Source organism: Chryseobacterium defluvii (genome assembly GCF_014204415.1).
GTDB lineage: Bacteria > Bacteroidota > Bacteroidia > Flavobacteriales > Weeksellaceae > Chryseobacterium > Chryseobacterium defluvii_A.
This window is the reverse complement of sequence record NZ_JACHLE010000002.1, coordinates 169,517-189,640: the sequence shown is the minus strand read 5'-3', so window position 1 is coordinate 189,640 and position 20,124 is coordinate 169,517. Positions and strand designations below refer to the sequence as shown.

Sequence of the window (20,124 nt, the reverse complement as noted above, 5' to 3'; positions counted from 1 at the left end):
TACTAAATAAAGTTAATTACATTCTTTCTATGATGATCGGAACCGATACTCTGTAGAACATCCAGCCGATGAAAAATAATACTAAGGAAACTCCAAAAATGCAGGCCAGATAGACCGGATTTTCGACAGGATAAGCTGTGAGTACATTTCTTGCAGAGTTAATTAATGGAGTAAGGGGATTGATCTCGATAAGCTTTGCCATTTTACCACTTATTCCTCCTTTATATACTACGGGAGAAAGGTACATGAGAAATGAAAAAACCAATGGCAGTGCTCTGCTCACATCTTTATAAAGCATTCCGATGGGTGTAACGAGCAATCCGATACTGTATCCCAAAAAAACCAGCAATAAAAGAAGCAGTGGAAGCAGAAATATTCCGGAGTCTATTTTTACCTGATAGATGATCAGCATTCCGGCTATAAGGATAAGCTTTATGGTGATATTAAAACCGTTTTTAAATAGTCCGGACAGAAGAATTGCTTCCTTCGGAAAATTAACTTTGGATAGAATATCTTTTGCATTTTGTGTCTGTGTAAGAGGTGTCATCACACTTTCCACAAAGACAGACCAAAGCATGGTTCCTAAAAATACATATACAGGATAGGGAACATGGGTAGCCTGTATTTTTACCGCTCCGGAAGCACTCAGGAAAATCCATGTTACTGTGGTAGCCAGTGGAGTAAAAAACGCCCAGAGTACTCCGAATATAGACTGGCTGTACTCCGCCTTTTTATCCCGAATGAATAAGCGATATGCCAAATCTTTGGAACTGAAAAGATCTGTAAACATATCCCGGAGAATAGAGAACAAATTTTTGTTGCTATTACTGGGCTCATATACTTTTACATTGTCATTCATCGTGTTTTGTAAATTTTTGCAAAGATAAAAAATGTTTTATCTTAGTAAGGATAAATAAATGTCCCTTTGGATTGATATGGAAATGGTCGGACATGATACCATCTCCCGGCATATCATTCAGATCAATATGATCATATGCTTTAATGGCCTGATTATAATGGTGTATTTTCTCTTTTACACCCGGAAGTATTTTTTCATAATCATCATTTGCAGGCAGGATCGTAAGAAATGCCACCTCACACTTAAAAACAGCTTTTATATTTTTTAAGTTATTTTTAAAGGCGCTGAGACTTACATAACTGATATTTCTTTTGGCTCTTAATTCCGGATTATTGATCTTACGCAGAATTTTAGAACCTAATCTTGGTATTCTTCTAAGGATCTCAACTTCGAATTTCGTTGCAAACCTTGGTGCACAGTCAACAATACCTACCTGGATGATCACTATATCCGGATTGAATGTTTTATGATAATGAACCTGCGTCAAAATATCTGATGAGGTCGCAGCCCCAATAGAGACCTGATGGATATGATAATTTTCTTTTTTTAGAAGCTCCGGCCATGTCTCGTTGAAGAGGGTTGTTTCAGGAAAATCCCTGGCTAAGGGAAGAGAATCAGAAAAAATCAGAATTTTTTTCATTCCTGCAGACTTTTAGTATTAAACGGAGCATCTTTATCGAGATTTACCAATAACTTTTTTCCTACCAATGATTCTATTGTAGTATAATGGTTTTCAAATTCATGGTGAAGCTTTAATGAAATGTCCTTTTTTTCCAGAACAGTTCCTGCTGGCAAATCTGTTGCAGCTACTCCTATTAATTGCCTGTTCCGGTAATTTTTTTCCGGTTGGCTCATTTGGTCATACTTTCCATTGAGAACATAATTATTGATGAAATTCAGATTGTCAATGATCTGTTTTATTTTATCACCGGAAACAGCAGAGGCATAATCGGTTTTCTCTTCGCCTTCGTGTATGGTGATATGCTTTTCAAAAACTGTCGCTCCGAGTAGTCTGGCATAATCGTTACTTAATACGGCAAAAGGGTCCTTATAGGATGAATGGTCTGCATACCCAATATCCAGGGTAGGATATTTCTGCTTATAATATGAAATTTTACCAAGATTTACATCTTTCAAATCGGACGGAAAGGATTGAAACCCTGCCATCAGTATTTTTACTTTTTCTCCAAAAAACCTGATTAAATGATCGATCTCTTCTTCCGTTCTGCCGCCAACACCTATAATGATCTCGCAATCCTTAGTGTTGATTTTATCTAAAAGATCACTGTCATTAAATGAAACGGAATGAATATCAATGTATCTGGCAAAATGGCTCAGTTCCATTGCTTCAATATTCAAAGGCATCAGAATGATATCAAGCCCGCTTTCCTGAGTATAGGTAAAAATATCTTTCCATTCGTCATAACTTAAACAAAAATCTGAAAGCAGTTTATAATCCTTATGCTTACTGGTGATAAAATCATTGGTATTGGTAAGCACCTGAAATTTTATTCCATTGGCACCGATTCTTTTTGTTTCATCAATCAGTTGTTTTAGGTAATCATAGCTGCCTTCGTGGTGAAAAGCGGTTTCTGTATACAGATAGGTAGGATTATTCATAGAGTTTCAGTAATTTGGAATTTGACTTTCTTCGTTCCATATCAAAGCTAAATTCTTCAAATGGGATCATTTTATCATAAGGGAGCTTGATCATCCCGCCACCGGAAATTGTAGAATTTTCTATTTTTTCATTGATGTACACCGATATGATATCAGAAAGAAGAATACTTTCCGGCTTTTCATTCAGTAAATTTATTATTTTTCTGCTTCTTAAGAGGTCTTCTTTCGTATCCACAGTAACGGTAAAGTGGGAAAAATCCTGAGAAAAAGGTTTGATGATGCCGCATTTAAAATTGGCGGGTTCAAATAAATACAGCATAAGGTATTCACTTACCTTCGGATCCATTTCTGCATGACATTTTTTCAGGGCGTCCAGCTTAATGATTTCAGGGGTTGCACCGATAGGGACATCAACAACTCTTACATAGTCCAGATCATTGTGTATAACGAACTCTATCTGTTTAGGAAGATATTCTACAGACGTAAACGGATTATCGCCGGTAATTCTGATGATGTAATCCGCATTTTCAAGCTCACCTGTGCTGATCAATCTTTCCGTAACCTCGTCTGCCGATCCTCTGTATATTTTTACGCCGTTCCTTGCAGCAATATCTTCAAATATATCGTCTACATTCTCTTTTGAAGTACATAGATAGATTTCATCAACTGCTTTTACGGATTTTATCCTTTCAATTAAAAATTCTATCATTGATTTATTGGGTAATAAATCTCTTAAAACTTTTAAAGGAAGCCTCGTTGAAACGGTCCTGGCAATAATGCAGGCAACAACTTTAGCCATTATGTTTAATTTTTAATACTAATTTAACTGCATTCTCAGAATTTAATTGATTGGTATGCAGTTCCAAAGGGTCTATTTTTATGAAGCAGCCTGTTCCCATAGTGATTTGCGATAATGCTGTGCTTGAGAAAAGTTGGTAATCCAGTTTTTCATCATACTCATTCACCGCTTTTTTGCTTTCATTGGATCCGAAATAGATGGTGTCAAAACCTTCAATGGGAATATGAAAGTCAATATAATTTTTGTGAATTTCAAACGTGTTCTCTTTAAAACCGGAGGTGTTGAGTACAATTAGTTTTGCATTTTCATCCAGTTCTGCCCAATTGCCGAAAACCAGCTTATTTACAGGTGTTTCCAGGAATTCGTTTACTTTCGGTGAAAGATCTTCTCCAATATAATTTTTTAGATTATTCAATGAGTCAAGGATCATAACTTCAAATGTTTTATGTCGTTCTGTGCCTTTTTAAAATCCTCATGCTTGCCGATATCCAGCCAGTATCCGTTGATAGGGTAGGTAATGATCTTATTGTCTAGCTCGATCACCTTTTCCATCAGGTCGGTCGTGTCAAAAGGTTTATTCTGAGGAATAAGGTTCAGTAATTTTTTATTGATGATATATATTCCTGCGTTGGAAAAGTAAGTATATCTCGGCTTTTCCTTTAGAGATTTTACTTTTTGAACATCATCTGTTTCTAAAACAGCATAGGGAACATCCACATGATAGCTGGTTGCGGCAACTGCCATATCTGCCCCGGATTCCTTATAGGTTTTAAAGAAATCTGCAAAATCTATATTGGTGAGAAGGTCGCTGTTCATCACGATAATATCATCGTGTTCAAAGCTTTCAGCCAGTAAAACAGATCCGATCGTCCCTAAAGGAAAGGTTTCGCGGATGTAATGTATGCCGATTCCTTTCTCTTCACCATTTTTAAAATAGTCTACCAGTTGGTCTCCTAAATAATTGATGCTTAGGTTGATATTTTTGATGCCTACACTGATAAGTCGGTCAATATTATATTCTATAATCGGTTTATCACCTATTTTAAGCAATGGTTTGGGTGTGTTTTCCGTTAAAGGGCGAAGCCTTTTTCCTTCACCTCCGGCCATCAGAACCGCATCGGCAGGAATAAGGGCTGTCCTTGTCCTGAAGTTCAGAATATCTATGATCTCTCTTTCTTTATTCAGGATAGGAATGACTTTAAAGTTCTTTTTTTTGAAGTCTTCCAGCTTATTATGATCATATTCGTCTTCATAAATAAACCTGGGATTCTCCTGGATAAAATTGAGTATAGAGTCTTCAAAACCCAGTCCTTTTATAAACCCTCTCCGTAAATCCCCGTCTGTGAGGGAACCCACCAGCCTGTCATGGTCATCCACCAAAAAGAGGATAGCGTCTGCACTTAAATCATTGAGTTTTATAAGTGCATTTCTTACCTTTTCATCTTTTTTAATGAGGTGCTTTTCTTTCATTACTGGAGATTTTCCCATTTAATAACAATGTCTTCTTCCACATCTTTTACTAAACTTCTTCCTACGATCTGTTCTATCAGGTCCGGAGAAATACCGGTTCCTGGCCTTTTGGACGTCAGGTCGTTCGCTGATAAGACATGCCCTGCTTTCAGGCTTTTTGTAGTAACAAGGCTTCTTCTGAACTTATCTTTTTTAGCCTGTTCATCTTCAGAAACGATACGTTTAAATGATCCTAATGATTCTGAGATCTTTTTACTTTCCTCACAAATGATCTTCATTTCAAAAGGGTCTGCGGAAATCTCATGATCCCATCCCGGAAGATCTTTGTCTGTTGTAAAATGTTTTTCAATAATACATGAACCTAATGCAACACTGGCCAAAGGGATCGAAAACCCAAAAGAGTGGTCTGAAAACCCAATAGGAATCTCGCCAAAAGCTTGTTGTAGCATTGGAATATTATGTAGGTTAATGTCTTTGTTTTTAGGAGGATAAATAGAGATACAATGTAAAAGTGCAATATTTTCAACCCCTTTTTTGTACAATAAATTCACAGTATTATCGATCTCTGCCAGAGTGGCCATTCCGGTAGACAGGATAATGGGCTTGTTCCTTTCAGCGACATAATTTAACAACTGATAATTATTCAGATCCATTGATGCTATTTTGTAGAACGGAACATCACACTTATCCAGAAGGTCAACTTCCGCATAAGAGAACGGGGTAGAGCAAAAATCAATTCCCAAAGAATCACAGTATTCTTTAAGCTCAAAGTGCTGTTCTTCTCTCAGGTAGTATTTTTCTACCATTTCCTTTAAAGAACCGAAATGTTTTTTAGGGGAATCGTCATATTTTTGGTTTCGGTCATATTCCTCTTTGGCAATTAAAGATGTGGGAGTCCAGGACTGGAATTTTACGCAATCGGCACCGCAATCTTTGGCAGACTTTATCATTATTTTTGCAAGCTCCATATCACCGTTATGATTGGCCCCGATTTCTGCAATGATATAAGGTGCAGAATAATTATAAATTTCCTTTTGATTTATTGTTATTTTCTTCATAGCGTTTCGGTTTCTTCCCACCAAAAAAAGTTTTTTTGAGCGGGTATTTTAGATGGATTAATATCTTTTATATTGTTTAATTTGTCTAATTCTTCTTCCAGTTCATTAAAGTTTAAATCGATTAAACTTTCATATTGTTTTTTCTTGACAGTTATAATATGCTGAAGCTGGTCAGCTGTCATTTCTTTATTTACCCCTGCAATATTATCTGTATGCTGCATATAATGAGTTTGGCATTCAGAGGTAAAAGACGCTTTTATGTTTCCCAGCTTAAGGATCTGATAAAAATAAAACCAGTCATAAGCTGCAGGCTGATTGCTGAGAAAAGTTTTAATATTTAGTACTTCTCTTTTCATACCGGTATTTCCGAGTCCCAAGATATTTTTATTTTTGATAAAATGATGGTCAAATTCAAAATCATTACCCAGTCTGCCTGCCCATAATGAAAGGTCTTTTAAGCGTCCGTTTTCTAATGAAGAAAGGTCATTGCAGACGATCTTATTGTATCTTAGCTTTTCAATTAAAATGTCAAATCTGTTCTCGCTGAATACATCATCAATATCCTGAAAGATCATATTCTCTATCTCCGTGAAATTTTCATACAAATATTCAAAAGAGTGATGTCTTACCTCATTTATTGTCCCTCCTGTCGGAATAATACAATAGGGAATGCAAAGCTTTGAAAATAGCTTCTCATCATATATTAATCCGTCATTGAAAATAATTAACTGTATATCCTGAGTAGGTATCTTATTAATATTTTCAATAAAAACTTCAATAAACTGAACTGCTTTAGGGTATATGTATGTTACAATAGCATTTTTCATTTATTAAGTTTTTTTACCGGAGATCCCACATACGTTCCTTCCTCCGAAATATTGTTCAGGACAAGGCTTCCTGCTCCTATAATGCTCTTATCGCTTATTTTTACCTGGCTTGAAATACATGAGCTGCTGCCCACAAAACACTCATTGCCTACTTTTGCATCACCATTTATAACGGCCTGTGTGGAAATATGAGTATGATTTCCTATTTCGGCGTCGTGCTCTATAATAGCTCCTGAATTGATGATGCAGTTCTTTCCTATTTTAGCTTGTGCATTTATGATGGTTCCATGCATGATGACGGAACCCTTTTCTATGGCCGAATGTTGGGAAACAGTCGCTTTGGCAGAAATGATTACCGGTATTTTAGCTCCGATTTCCTCTAAAAATTCAAAAATCTTTTTTCTTCTGTCCGCAGACTTTATCTGCCCTAAAGTAATCAGAAAAGAAAATCCTTCCTTATGGAATCTTTCTATATCATCATCATTACCGATTACCTGATAACCCAGAGTTCTCTCCCCGAAAGTTTCCGGCAGATCGAGTATTCCGAAAATTTCATATTTTCCGGCAGACTCTATTACGTCAATGCAGGATCTGCAATGGCCTCCGCCTCCTATCAATATGATTTTCTCTTTATTCATTAAGGTCTGAAACTACTGGGCAAATTTACAACTCTTTCAGATAACCATATGCTGTTCTCCAATCCGTCATTCTGGCAGTTTTCAAACATGGGTAAAGAATTCATAAGATCCCAGATCGGGCGTGTCATGACTCCTGCATCATTGGTCTCTGTAAGGAAAAGGTCTCTTTCCTCTTCGTTCTCCACAATGATTGCATTAAGCCAGTAATTAGCTTTTGCATTTTCTATTTCTTCAGCAAACTGTATCTCAGAATTCTTAAAAAACTCTTTATATAAATCAGCTAATTGCCTTTTGTTTTCCAGGAAATGATCCAACTGTTCCAGCTGTGCACAGGCAAGAGCTGCATTCAGGTTAGGCATTCTGTAATTATAACCTATCTCATCATGCCGGAACTTCCAGCGATGAGGTATTTTAGCCTGTGTGGTAAGGTGTTTTGCCCTTTTAGCAATGGTTTCGTCATCCGTGATCAAAGCACCGCCTCCGCCGCAGGTAATTGTTTTGTTACCATTGAAGCTGAAAGTCCCTATTGTACCAAATCCACCTGTATGCTTTCCTTTATAGGTACTTCCCAGAGATTCGGCTGCGTCTTCTATCAATACAATATTCCAGTCATTGCATATTTCTGCTATCTCATCTATCCTGCACGGCAATCCAAACGTATGCATAGGAATACATGCGGATATTTTCCTTCCGGTAGAAAGATTGTACGTAAAACCGTCTGTTTCTTTCCTTGCATTCTGTTCCAGAAAACGTTGAAGGGCTTTAGCTGACATCCCCATAGTGTCCCTATCTACATCTATAAAGACGGGATGGGCACCTATGTAGGAAATTGCATTAGCGGTAGCAATGAAGGTAAGAGATTGTGACAATATTTCATCATTCCTTTCTACTCCTGCTACCAGCATGGCCATATGTAAGGCATTGGTTCCGTTTACTATGGCAACTCCATATCGGGCACCCGTATATCGGGCAATATCTTCTTCAAAACGGTTGACAAACTCTCCTACTGAAGATACAAAGGTAGAGTCAATGGTTTCGATCAGGTATTTTTTTTCATTTCCTCCAAAGTAGGGAGTATGTAAAGGGATAAAATCCTCTGAATTGAAAGTTTTTCTGATGAAACTGATTAAAGAACTGTATTTTTCCATCCGATTACATTTTAGAGTCCAGGTATTTACCGGTTTCCTTATGGTTGAAATTAGGGATCATTTCATTGAACAGATCTACAATTTCATGTTTGTCCCAGTTTCCGGAAGCTCTCATGCCGTTGATCTTTTGAGTGAACATATTCAGCTTTTCTTCCTCAACGGAAAGTTCGTTTTTAATGATACCTAAATTTTTGAAGGTGCTCATATCCAGAGTCTCATTGTCAGTATAGAATTCTTCAAAATCTTTTTCTCCTGTTGTATCACTTTTTGTAAACAGACACGGCCATTTTTTTTGCTTTGCCAGTTCATAAACTTTACCTCTTGCTTCTTCCTCTGTTTCACACAGATAAGGTTCAAGGTTTAACTGTTCAAGATATCTTTCAGCAATTTCGGCAAATGTTATAAGATGCAGGTTTTCGCTCAGCTTAGGAAAAAAAACATCCCTGTTTTCACCGAAAATAGCAGACATAAGGCATAGTTCCCCTGATTCCTTCGGGATCACAAAGTACCGCTTAATATCATTGGGAGCTACAATAGGCTGCAGTTTCTGAATTCTCTGATTAAAGCCATGAAGAAGGGAACCGTCAGAAAAAGCTACATTGGCAAATCTTGCCATAGAAATCTTGATTTCTTTACTTTTTCTCATCAGGAACATTTCCATGATCCTTTTTGACGCTCCCATCATATTCACCGGGTTGGCGGCTTTATCCGTAGAAACACAAAAATATTTTTTTGCGCCGTTTTCTATACATTGCTGTGCCGTTTTTTCCGTATTGAAGATATTCACATCAATCATTCTCATTAATGTGAATGGATCTTTTTCGCTTCTTACATGTTTTAGGGCGGAAAGATTAAGAACATAATCATATTTCCCGTCCATCTTTATAAACGTATCATAAAGATCCGATCCTATATCCAGGGCAAATGTCCTGAAATCACCATCTATATACCCCAAGGAACTTCTGATGTCCCTTACGAGTTCCACCAGATTGTTCTCACTGATATCTACAACATGAAGTTTTTTCGGGTTTCTTTTAAAAATTTCTTTGGTCACTGCCTGCCCAATGGAACCGGCACCTCCTATGACAAGAAATGAGGAGTCTCTGATGATCTCCCTGAGTTCTTTTTCCTTCCCCGAAATATCAGTAAGGAATAATTCCTGGTTTCTGCCTATTAAATTCAGAATATCCATTATTAGCTATATTATAGTTGGAGATTTAATGAATAAGGTTTCTCAGATATTCACCATATCCGCTTTTCCCATATTTTGATGCCGTTTCAAGAAGTTTTTCTTCAGAGATGAACTTATTCCTGAAAGCAATTTCTTCAATACACCCAATCTTAAAGCCCTGCCTTTTTTCAATGACGCTTACAAATTCGGACGCATCATGAAGGGAATCAAATGTTCCCGTATCCAGCCATGCTGTACCTCTGTCCAAAACACCCACCTCAAGTTTGCCATTACTTAAATAGACATTATTTACATCTGTAATTTCAAGTTCTCCTCTTGCAGAGGGCTGTATGTTTTTTGCAATTTCCACCACTTCATTATCATAAAAATAAAGCCCGGGAACAGCATAGTTTGATTTAGGCTTTAAAGGTTTTTCCTCTATGGAAACCGCTTTGAAATTATCGTCAAACTCTACCACACCATACCGTTCAGGATCTGATACGTGGTAAGCAAAAACAACTCCGCCATTAGGATTGGTCTTATTTTTTAGCAAAGTTCCCATTTCGGAACCGTAAAAAATATTGTCCCCCAATACTAAAGCCGCGGAATCATCCCCGATAAATTTATCTCCCAGAATAAAAGCTTGAGCCAGTCCGTCAGGGCTTGGCTGTACCGTATATTCTATATTGCAGCCGATCTGTGAGCCATCTCCCAAAAGCTTGACAAAACTCTCTTGATCATGAGGGGTAGTAATGATCAGGATATCTTTGATCCCTGCTAAAAGCAAAGTCGAAAGAGGGTAATAAATCATTGGTTTATCATAAACAGGCATTAGTTGCTTGCTCACCGCAATGGTAAGTGGATAAAGCCTTGTTCCTGAACCTCCGGCTAAAATGATACCTTTCATCTTGTGTATTGAATTAGTTATACTGTTTATCGTAATATTTCTGATAATCTCCGCTTGTTACATTCTCAAGCCATTCTTTATTTTCAAGATACCAGTCAATCGTTTTTGAAAGGCCTTCTTCAAAAGTTACAGAAGGCTTCCATCCCAAATCACTGTTTAGTTTAGTTGCATCAATGGCATATCGCTTATCGTGTCCCGGTCTGTCTTTTACAAAAGTAATCAGCTTTTCAGAATGCCCTTCCGGTTTTCCGAGTTTAGCGTCCATTTGTTTAATAAGCTCCTTCACCAGATCAATATTCTGCCATTCGTTGAACCCTCCGATGTTGTAGGTTTCTCCGGTTTTAGCCTCATTGAAGATCTGATGGATAGCTCTTGCATGATCAATTACAAATAACCAGTCACGGGTATATTTTCCGTCACCATAAATGGGCAATGGCCTTTCATTGATGATATTTGAGATACAAAGCGGAATTAATTTTTCAGGGAAATGATTAGGCCCGTAATTATTGGAACAATTTGAAACAATAAAAGGCATCCCATAGGTATTCCCGTAAGCTCTTACCAAATGGTCGGAAGCTGCTTTGGAAGCTGAATACGGAGACTGCGGATCATAAGAAGTTGTTTCCAGGAAGAAACCGGTTTCTCCCAAGCTTCCATACACTTCATCTGTAGAAACATGGTAAAACAAATTATTTCTCTTCTCGTCCGGGAACCTTCCATGAGTGTGATCCGGATTCAATGTCCAGAACTCCTTGCAGAGGTTGAGAAGATTGGCTGTTCCGTTCACATTTGTATTGATGAATGCCATAGGATCTGTAATACTTCTGTCTACATGGCTTTCGGCAGCTAAATGTACTACAGCGTCCGGATTATATTTTTCAAATATTTTTCTGAGTTCTTCCGGCCTTGTGATGTCGGCTTTTTCGAAAACATAATTAGGCTCATTTTCAATGTCCTTCAGGTTTTCCAGATTGCCTGCATATGTAAGGGCATCAAGGTTAATGATCGTTGTGTCAGGATTGTTTTTTACAAATTCTCTTACAACATGGGAACCGATGAATCCTGCACCTCCTGTGATGATTATATTTTTCATTTTAATGTTTTGAAAAAAAAGTTAAGTGTCAAAGATATTAAAAGTATTACTAATAAAAGAAACGGACAATACCAAATGAAAAAATCGATATGGGGATGGATGTGTGCGTGTTCTTTGAATAAGATGAGCCAGCTGAGCGGTGCCGTTACGGAAAACCAGGTTACGGCAATCAGTCTTCGCTCAATGTTTTTAACATATAAAAATACTGAACATGCAATCCCCAGACCAATAATGATGATAAAAGGAAGCTTAATGAAATCCTCACTGATAAATGATCCTCCGATATACCGGGTAACAATATCCAGGTGGTATTGCTTCAAGGTGTTCAGGTAACTATATTCGCCGTTATAAGAATAAGCTCCGTTGGCTCTTCTTGTATAAGCATCCAGAAGATGCGATATTCCGTCATTGAAATTGCCTGTCAAAAGCCTGAACTGATACAGCTGGAATGAAATGCTGATGATAAGTGGAATAATCACGATCAAAAAATGCCTTCCGATAAATTGAAAATAGAAGGAAAGCTTATTTTCGAACCGGTAATAAATATATGGAATGGCTGATGCGATCAGGAATACGGTAATAAATTCAAAGCCAGTAAACCAGAACTTCAATAAAAATAAAAATGACATTCCGGCAATATACTTCCTGATATTGGGCGTTTCCCCGTACTTTTCAAAAAATGAAAGGGAATACACAAAGGGTAAAAAATAAACCCAGCTGCACCACCAGGTGCTTTTTCCGTAAAGAAATATCCAATAATTAAAAAATAAAAGGAGGAAGCCCGTGATACTGGTCATTAAACCAAATTTTCTCTTTACCCATAATAAAAATCCGGTCAGTACAATGCTGAGCAATAAGGAGTTGATTGCCCTGAAAATAAAAATACTTACACTGTTGTCCAAATTAAAGACCTTGTCAAAAACACTGTATAATATAGCTTGCCCTCCAATCTGAGATTTATAAGGAGCATACAGGTGTTTTTCAGGACGTTCATTATTAATGTACTTTAAATAGGACTTTTTTCCGGCTTTCATTCTATTAGAAAAGTCCTCATCACAATAAAAAGTACCCGTAAACCCGCCATCATCAAATATAGCTCCATGTTGTGAATTTAAAAGTTTGCCGATAACCAGGGTTTCGGAAACTTCAACCCTGCTGTATTCAAACCTTTCCTTTGGGATCAGATGGAACAGATTGAACTGGGTGCTACAGAAAAATAAAACAGTGAATAGAAGAAAAATAAATTTTTCTTTCATGTTACTTTGTGTTGTTATATCGTCTTTTAAAATTCTTTTTGTCGATGATGCTTATATTATCCAGAATGAGTCCCGTTGTAAAAGAAAGTAAAGCTACAATGGTCAGCATTATTGAAAATATAAGGGTAGGAACTTTGTACACATATTGATATTGGAAGTATTCTCTGATGGGAACGATCATGAATAGTAAACCGACAATAAACAATACGAGAGACAACATTCCGAAAAATAGCAGCGGTTTATAAAGCCTTACCAGATTGAAAAAAAGTTTGATCACCTTAAACCCGTCGGAGAATGTATTAAGTTTTGAAACACTTCCTTCTGGCCGGTCCCTGTAATCTATCGAATATTCTTCAATGGCCAAACCATAATGCAGTGAATAGATGGAAAGATCGGTCTCCAGCTCAAACCCTTTGATGGAACTGGAATAATTTTTAACAAACTTCTTTGAGAATATCCTGTATCCGGACAATATATCTTTCAGCTCAGAACCGAAAAATACATTGATGAGGTTTCTTACCAAATTATTTCCGAAATTATGGAAAGCCCTTTTGTTTTCTTTCTTATAACTGTTATTGGAAAGGCGGTCACCCACCAGCATATCACAGTTGTTCTCAACAAACTGGTCTACCATTTCCTGAACACATTCCACAGGATAAGTGTCGTCACCGTCGATCATGATATACATATCTGCATCGATCTCCCGAAACATTTTGAATACCACATTGGCTTTTCCCTGTCTTTTTTCGTGGCGTACAATAGCTCCCGCTTGCTTTGCAATGGCTACGGTTTCATCTTTCGAATTATTATCGTAGACATAAATATCAGCATTGGGAAGATAGGTTTTGAAATCTTTTACAACTTTTCCGATAGTTAAAGCTTCATTATAGCAGGGAACAAGTACAGCTATTTTAGGAGACTCCATCAGCAAAAATTGTTTTTCGTCCGATACTCTTATAATAAAATCCGTTTTGCTCGGGAATTTCCAGTGGATACATATTCCTTCCGTCGAAGATCACTTTGTTCTTCATTTTTTTAGCCATAAGTTCAAAATTCGGATTCTTGAATTCAGGCCATTCTGTAGCAATGAATAAAGCATCTGCATTGTCAAGGGCATCATACATACCTTTTGCATATTCTATCTTGTCTCCCAGAAGCCTTTGTACATTACTTTCGGCCACAGCATCATAGGCCACAATTTTTGCCCCTTTTTTCAATAAGAGATCTATATTATCTAAAGAAGACGCTTCACGAATGTCATCCGTATTAGCTTTAAAGGCCAACCCCCACATAGCAATGGTTTTTCCTTCGAGATTGCCTCCGAAGAATTTTTCAATTTCCGATACAAGGATTACTTTCTGAGCCGTATTTACATTTTCCGTAGCCTCCAGGATCTGGAAGCTAAAATCTTCCTGCTTCCCGGATTTTATTAATGCTTTTACATCCTTCGGAAAGCAGCTTCCGCCATATCCGATGCCAGGGAATAAGAATCTGTGCCCGATCCTGTCGTCGCTTCCCATTCCCAACCTCACCTTGTCAACGTCAGCGCCTACCTTTTCACAGTAGTTGGCAATTTCGTTCATGAACGTGATTTTAACCGCTAAGAAAGAGTTTGCTGCATATTTTGTAAGTTCAGATGATTTCTCATCCATGAAAATAATAGGAATTCCCGTATTGGTAAATGGCTGATAGATCTTTGCCATAATGTTTTTAGCCTTTTCAGAGCTGGATCCCACAACTACCCTTGCCGGGTTCATAGAGTCTTCTACAGCAAAACCTTCCCTCAAAAACTCAGGATTGGAGACCACGTCAAAAGGAATATTGGTTTTGGAGGCGATCACTTCTCTTACCCTGTCTGCGGTTCCTACAGGAACAGTACTTTTATTAACAATGACTTTATACTCTGTCATAATTTCCCCAATGTCGTTCGCTACCTGCAGCACATAGGAAAGGTCTGCAGAGCCATCCTCTCCCGGAGGAGTGGGAAGGGCAAGATATACCACTTCGCTTTTATCCAAAGCCTCTTTTAAATCGGTAGTGAAAAATAACCTTTCGGCCTGAATGTTTCTTAAGAACATTTCTTCAAGGTTCGGCTCATATATGGGAACAATGCCGTTTTTCATACCTTCTACTTTTTTCTCATCAATATCTACACAGTATACTGAATTGCCAAGTTCTGCAAGAGTAGTTCCTGTAACTAAACCTACATAACCTGTACCTACAATCGTTATATTCAAAATGTATGTTTTATAAATTCTTGGCAAAAATAATAAAAATACTCTCAAGGTGTTTTTTAATTTTATGATAAATAAAATTTAGCTTATTGGTCTGATAATTAAGATGATTTTTGTATTTTCAGAAAAAAGGCGTATATTTGCATTGGATTTACGGAAAAAAATGAGAAGGCTTCGGAAGAAAGCCTTTTTTCGTACAGGTAAACCAGAATAAATTTATGGAGTTTAGAAAAAGAATTGAAGAGCTGTTAAATGAGTTCCTTGAGACAAGAAAAGATTTATTTCTGATTGATTTAAAGATTTCAGCCGGGGATGATATTACGGTAATTTTAGATGGAGACAATGGGGTTTCTTTACAGGACTGTCTGGATGCAAGCCGCGCCATAGAATTTAATATGGACCGCGAAGAACATGATTTCAGCCTTCAGGTAATGTCTGCAGGATTGAGCGAACCATTGGCAACTCCCAGACAATTCAGCAAAAACATAGGAAGGGATATTGAAGTTCTGCTTGAGGATTCTTCCAAAATTGAAGGAGAGTTGTCAAAAGTGGATGAAGAGAAGATCACACTTATCTTACGATACAGAAAACCAAAAGATATCGGAAAAGGTAAAATAGATGTGGAAGAGGAAAAAGAAATTCCTTACACGGAGATTAAAAAAGCGTTGGTAGTAATTAAATTTTAAAAAGAAAAAAGAATAGATGGATAATATAGCGTTGATTGAATCCTTTGGTGATTTTAAAGACGAAAAAGGGATCAGTAAAATTGATCTTATGGCAATTATTGAAGACTCACTGAAAACTCTTTTAAGAAAAAGATTTGACTCAGATGACCATTTTGATGTGATTGTAAACCCGGACAAAGGAGATTTTCAGATATTTTTAAATAAAACCATCGTTGAAGACGAAATGTCTGAAGACGATGATCTGGAAATTGAAATTTCTGAAGCCAAGAAAATAGATCCTACCTTCGAAGTAGGGGAAGAGTATACCATGGAAATTCCTGTGGCTCAATTGGGAAGAAGAAATATCCTTACCCTGAAACAGATCTTGGCTACAAAACTACAGGAGCATAACAATGCCATGTTGTATGAGCAGTTCAGAGACAGGATCGGGGAGATTGTAGTAGGGGAGATCCATCACATCCGTCACAAGCATGTTATCTTGCTGGATGATGAAGGGAACGAATTCATTTTGCCAAAAGAAAATCAGATCCCGTCCGATTTCTTTAAAAAGGGTGAAAATATCAGAGCTATTGTAGAAACAGTAGACTTTAAAGGCTCTAAGCCTCAGATTATTATTTCCAGAACTGCACCTAAGTTCTTAGAGAAGCTGTTGGAGCTGGAAATTCCTGAAATTCAGGATGGGACTATTATGCTGAAAAAAGTAGTGAGAATTCCCGGGGAAAAGGCGAAAATTGCAGTAGATGCCTATGATGACAGAATAGATCCTGTAGGAGCATGTGTGGGTGTTAAAGGATCCAGAATTCATGGCGTTGTAAGAGAGTTGAGAAACGAAAATATCGATGTTATTCAGTGGTCTAAAAACCCTGAGATCCTGGTAAAAAGAGCTCTAGGAAATGTTACCATCAATAAAATTGACATCAACGAGGGAGACAGCTATGCATTGGTATATACCCCGGTTGAAGAGATTTCCAAAGTGATCGGAAAGCAGGGGCAGAATATCAGATTAGCTTCATGGTTGTCAGGATATGAAATTGATGTATACAGAGAATCCAGCGAGGATGACGATGTTGAATTGAAAGAATTTAATGATGATATTGAAGAGTGGATTTTGGATGAATTTAAGAAAGTAGGTCTTACTACTGCTAAATCCGTATTGGATAAGGAGACGGAGAGTCTTTTGAATATGGTGGATCTGGAAGAGGAAACCATCGAAGATGTAAAACGTATTCTGAGGGAAGAATTTGAAGATTAAGATTTTTGAATAAATTTTAATAAACAGTAAAAAAGAAATACTTTAATTTTAAGAATTAAAAAAAATAGTAAATAATATAGATGCCAAAAATTAGATTAAATAAAGCGGTTAAGGAATTCAACATTTCGATGTCCAGATTAGTAGAGTTTTTACAATCCAGAGGCTTCGAGGTTGAAAGCAACCCTAACGCTCAATTGGAAGAAGCGGCATATTCTGCATTGGAGGCTGAGTTTGCCAAGGATGGCGAACAACGTAAAGCTTCCCATGAGGTGGTGATCACTAAGGTACCGGAAGAAAAACTGGAGATCGAAGAAAAGAAAACCCCTGAAGTAATAAGAGCTAAAGCTAATATAAAACCAGAAACTAAGATTTTAGGTAAAATAGATTTAGAAACTAAAAAACCTGAAACCGAAGAAGTTCCTGCTCCTGTTGAAGAGAAACAGGAAGCTGTATCTGCTCCGGAAGAGAAGGCGGCCCCAGAAAAACAGGAATTCAAAGTTCTGGATAAAATTGATCTGTCTCAGATAGAAAATAGAAACAGGCCTGCTAAAAAAGATAAGCCTAAGGCTGAAGAGAAAAAAGAAGAAGAAAAACCTGCGGAGGTTATTAAAGAAACTCCACAGCCTGTTTCTGAACCGGCCGTAGCTGAACCTGTTGAAGTAAAGCAGGAACCTCAAAAGACGGCGGATGAGTCTCAGGAGCCCCAGAAAATTGAGACCGTATATCAAAAACTTGACGGTCCTAAAATTGTCGGAGAGAAAATTGATTTGACTCAATTTGCTCCAAAACCAAGCTCCGGAGCTAAGAAAAAAAGAAAAAGAATTGAGAAGCCTGGAGGGCCTAACCAAAATACAGGACCTAACCAGCAAGGAGGAAACAATAACAACCAGGGTGGAGGCCAGGGGAATCGTCCTCATGGAGGAAACCAGGGAAATCGTCCACAGGGACAAGGCGGACAGGGAAACCGTCCGCAAGGTCAAGGTGGTCAGGGAGGAAATCGTTTCGGAAACAATAATCAGGGAAACCGCCCGCAGGGTCAGGGAGGAGGATTCAAGAAAGGAGGTCAGAATAACAGGCCAGGACAAAGAGTTATGCCTGTTGAACTGACTGATGAGCAAGTTAAAAACCAAATCAAGGAAACCCTTGAGAAACTTACCAATAAAGGAGGTAAATCCAAATCTGCAAAACACAGAAAAGACAAAAGGGTTTTCCGTAGAGAACAGGATGAGCGCCAGCAGGAGCTTGAAGCTCAGGACAGAACTTTAAAAGTTACTGAGTTTATCACGGTAGGTGAGTTGGCAAGCTTAATGAATGTTTCGCCAACCGAGGTGATCTCTGCCTGTTTCTCATTAGGAGTGATGGTAACGATGAACCAGAGGCTTGAAGCAGACACTTTATTACTGGTAGCTGATGAATTCGGATATAAAATCGAGTTCTCTGATGCCGATCTTGAAGAATCAGAAACAGAAGAAACTGTTGACAATGAAGAGGATCTTGTATCAAGAGCTCCGATTGTAACCGTAATGGGGCACGTAGACCACGGTAAAACCTCATTGCTTGACTATGTCAGAAAAACAAATGTAATTGCCGGGGAATCCGGAGGAATTACACAGCACATTGGTGCTTATAACGTGAAACTAGAAAACGGGCAAAGGATTACCTTCCTGGATACACCGGGTCACGAGGCCTTTACGGCGATGAGGGCAAGGGGTGCACAGATCACGGATATTGCAATTATTGTGATTGCAGCGGATGATGATGTGATGCCTCAAACCAAAGAAGCGATTTCTCACGCTCAGGCTGCCGGAGTACCAATGATTATTGCAATCAACAAGGTAGATAAGCCTAATGCTAATCCGGATAATGTACGTCAACAGCTTTCCGGGATGAATATCCTTGTTGAAGAATGGGGAGGTAATGTTCAGTCTCAGGAGATTTCTGCTAAATTTGGTAATAATGTTGATCTTTTATTGGAAAAAGTATTGCTTCAGGCAGAATTATTAGAATTGAAAGCCAATCCGGACAGAAACGCACAGGGTGTTGTTATTGAAGCTTCATTGGATAAAGGTAGAGGATATGTTTCTACCGTATTGGTGCAAACAGGAACTCTGAGAGTAGGGGATTATGTATTGGCAGGGAAAAATCATGGTAAGGTAAAAGCGATGCTGGATGAAAGAGGAAGGAATCTTAAAGAGGCCGGACCGTCAATTCCTGTTACGATCTTAGGTTTGGATGGCGCTCCTACGGCTGGTGATAAATTCAAGGTTTATGAAGATGAAAGTGAGGCGAAATCTATTGCCAATAAAAGAGAGCAGCTTCAAAGAGAACTTTCCATCAGAACTAAAAAGCATACGACACTTGAAGAACTGGGCAGAAGAATTGCTCTTGGTGACTTTAAAGAATTGAATATCATCTTGAAAGGGGATGTGGATGGTTCTGTGGAAGCCTTATCCGATCAGTTGCAAAGGTTATCTACTGAAGAGATCAATGTAAATATTCTTCACAAAGGAGTAGGTCAGATCACGGAATCTGATGTTAACCTAGCTACGGCTTCTGATGCAATTATCATCGGATTTAACGTAAGAGCCGGTGCTAATGCTAAAGATCTGGCTGACAGGGAAGAAATTGAGATCAGAACATATTCTGTAATCTATGCTGCCATTGAAGAAGTAAAAGAAGCAATGGAAGGAATGCTTTCTCCTGAGATCAAGGAGCAGGTGATCGGAAATGTTGAGATCAGGGAAATATTCAAGATTTCTAAAGTTGGAACAATTGCAGGGTGTATGGTCCTTTCAGGAAAAGTGACCAGAAATTCAAAAGTGAGGGTGCTTCGTGACGGAATCGTGAAGTTCGATGGAGAACTGGAAAGTTTAAAACGTTTCAAAGATGATGTGAAAGAAGTAACGAAAGGGTACGAATGCGGGTTAAATCTGAAAGGATATAATGATATTGAAGTAGGGGATATTCTTGAAGTTTATGAAGAGGTAGCTGTTAAGAAAAAGCTGAAATAAATAATAGTTACTCTTCTTCAACTATTATTTATGTGAAAATTTTAGATATTTTATATAATAAAGCCTGCTCTTATAAGAGCAGGCTTTATTATTTT

19 protein-coding genes are annotated in these 20,124 nt (G+C 37.9%); 3 read left to right on the top strand and 16 right to left on the bottom strand.

Annotated features, from left to right (window positions below; genetic code table 11):
* Nucleotides 1-16: 16 nt before the first annotated feature.
* The 16 genes from HNP38_RS09285 to HNP38_RS09210 are packed head-to-tail and all read right to left on the bottom strand — an operon-like array spanning nucleotide 17 to nucleotide 15,083.
* On the bottom strand, nucleotides 17-859 hold the full coding sequence (locus HNP38_RS09285) for an ABC transporter permease (RefSeq protein WP_228461021.1): 843 nt from the start codon (nucleotides 857-859) through the stop codon (nucleotides 17-19).
* On the bottom strand, nucleotides 852-1,499 hold the full coding sequence (locus HNP38_RS09280; protein ID WP_184188229.1) for an SGNH/GDSL hydrolase family protein: 648 nt from the start codon (nucleotides 1,497-1,499) through the stop codon (nucleotides 852-854). The genes HNP38_RS09285 and HNP38_RS09280 overlap by 8 nt, the downstream gene beginning before the upstream one ends.
* Nucleotides 1,496-2,479 carry an N-acetylneuraminate synthase family protein gene (locus HNP38_RS09275; protein ID WP_184188226.1) on the bottom strand — a complete coding sequence of 328 codons (984 nt, stop codon included), beginning with the start codon at nucleotides 2,477-2,479 and terminating at the stop codon, nucleotides 1,496-1,498. The genes HNP38_RS09280 and HNP38_RS09275 overlap by 4 nt, the downstream gene beginning before the upstream one ends.
* Entirely contained in the window at nucleotides 2,472-3,278 is an 807-nt protein-coding gene (locus HNP38_RS09270) for a cytidylyltransferase domain-containing protein (protein ID WP_184188223.1), read from the bottom strand. The genes HNP38_RS09275 and HNP38_RS09270 overlap by 8 nt, the downstream gene beginning before the upstream one ends.
* Entirely contained in the window at nucleotides 3,271-3,708 is a 438-nt protein-coding gene (locus HNP38_RS09265; protein WP_184188209.1) for a YhcH/YjgK/YiaL family protein, read from the bottom strand. Before HNP38_RS09265 ends, HNP38_RS09270 begins: the two co-directional genes overlap by 8 nt.
* Entirely contained in the window at nucleotides 3,705-4,748 is a 1,044-nt protein-coding gene (locus tag HNP38_RS09260; protein ID WP_184188206.1) for a nucleotidyltransferase family protein, read from the bottom strand. Before HNP38_RS09260 ends, HNP38_RS09265 begins: the two co-directional genes overlap by 4 nt.
* Entirely contained in the window at nucleotides 4,748-5,806 is a 1,059-nt protein-coding gene (locus HNP38_RS09255; protein WP_184188203.1) for an N-acetylneuraminate synthase family protein, read from the bottom strand. The genes HNP38_RS09260 and HNP38_RS09255 overlap by 1 nt, the downstream gene beginning before the upstream one ends.
* On the bottom strand, nucleotides 5,803-6,633 hold the full coding sequence (locus HNP38_RS09250) for a hypothetical protein (protein WP_184188200.1): 831 nt from the start codon (nucleotides 6,631-6,633) through the stop codon (nucleotides 5,803-5,805). Before HNP38_RS09250 ends, HNP38_RS09255 begins: the two co-directional genes overlap by 4 nt.
* Nucleotides 6,630-7,271, bottom strand: coding sequence for an acetyltransferase (locus tag HNP38_RS09245; RefSeq protein ID WP_184188197.1), 642 nt, complete (start codon nucleotides 7,269-7,271; stop codon nucleotides 6,630-6,632). Before HNP38_RS09245 ends, HNP38_RS09250 begins: the two co-directional genes overlap by 4 nt.
* Nucleotides 7,271-8,419 (bottom strand): LegC family aminotransferase, encoded by a 1,149-nt coding sequence (locus HNP38_RS09240; RefSeq protein WP_184188195.1) that lies wholly within the window; start codon nucleotides 8,417-8,419, stop codon nucleotides 7,271-7,273. Before HNP38_RS09240 ends, HNP38_RS09245 begins: the two co-directional genes overlap by 1 nt.
* Before the next feature lie 4 nt (nucleotides 8,420-8,423).
* On the bottom strand, nucleotides 8,424-9,611 hold the full coding sequence (locus HNP38_RS09235) for a UDP-N-acetylglucosamine 4,6-dehydratase (protein WP_184188192.1): 1,188 nt from the start codon (nucleotides 9,609-9,611) through the stop codon (nucleotides 8,424-8,426).
* A 25-nt stretch (nucleotides 9,612-9,636) separates the two neighbouring features.
* A complete protein-coding gene (gene rfbA / locus HNP38_RS09230; RefSeq protein ID WP_184188189.1) occupies nucleotides 9,637-10,497 on the bottom strand; it encodes a glucose-1-phosphate thymidylyltransferase RfbA in 861 nt (286 codons plus the stop codon).
* A gap of 13 nt (nucleotides 10,498-10,510) precedes the next feature.
* The gene (gene rfbB / locus HNP38_RS09225) at nucleotides 10,511-11,590 is read right to left on the bottom strand and encodes a dTDP-glucose 4,6-dehydratase (protein ID WP_184188186.1); all 1,080 of its coding nucleotides are present in this window, start codon (nucleotides 11,588-11,590) and stop codon (nucleotides 10,511-10,513) included.
* A complete protein-coding gene (locus HNP38_RS09220) occupies nucleotides 11,587-12,846 on the bottom strand; it encodes a hypothetical protein (RefSeq protein ID WP_184188182.1) in 1,260 nt (419 codons plus the stop codon). Before HNP38_RS09220 ends, rfbB begins: the two co-directional genes overlap by 4 nt.
* A gap of 1 nt (nucleotide 12,847) precedes the next feature.
* A complete protein-coding gene (locus tag HNP38_RS09215; RefSeq protein WP_184188178.1) occupies nucleotides 12,848-13,771 on the bottom strand; it encodes a glycosyltransferase family 2 protein in 924 nt (307 codons plus the stop codon).
* A complete protein-coding gene (locus HNP38_RS09210; RefSeq protein WP_184188175.1) occupies nucleotides 13,758-15,083 on the bottom strand; it encodes a UDP-glucose dehydrogenase family protein in 1,326 nt (441 codons plus the stop codon). The genes HNP38_RS09215 and HNP38_RS09210 overlap by 14 nt, the downstream gene beginning before the upstream one ends.
* A 215-nt stretch (nucleotides 15,084-15,298) precedes the next feature.
* On the opposite strand from HNP38_RS09210, the gene rimP reads away from it, so the two are divergent.
* From rimP to infB, 3 genes are all read left to right on the top strand, one after another.
* Complete coding sequence (gene rimP, locus HNP38_RS09205; RefSeq protein ID WP_184188171.1) at nucleotides 15,299-15,766, top strand: ribosome assembly cofactor RimP; 468 nt, start codon at nucleotides 15,299-15,301, stop codon at nucleotides 15,764-15,766.
* A 16-nt stretch (nucleotides 15,767-15,782) separates the two neighbouring features.
* The gene (nusA, locus tag HNP38_RS09200; RefSeq protein WP_184188168.1) at nucleotides 15,783-17,018 is read left to right on the top strand and encodes a transcription termination factor NusA; all 1,236 of its coding nucleotides are present in this window, start codon (nucleotides 15,783-15,785) and stop codon (nucleotides 17,016-17,018) included.
* Between the two features lie 80 nt (nucleotides 17,019-17,098).
* A complete protein-coding gene (gene infB / locus HNP38_RS09195) occupies nucleotides 17,099-20,029 on the top strand; it encodes a translation initiation factor IF-2 (protein ID WP_184188166.1) in 2,931 nt (976 codons plus the stop codon).
* Nucleotides 20,030-20,124: the final 95 nt, after the last annotated feature.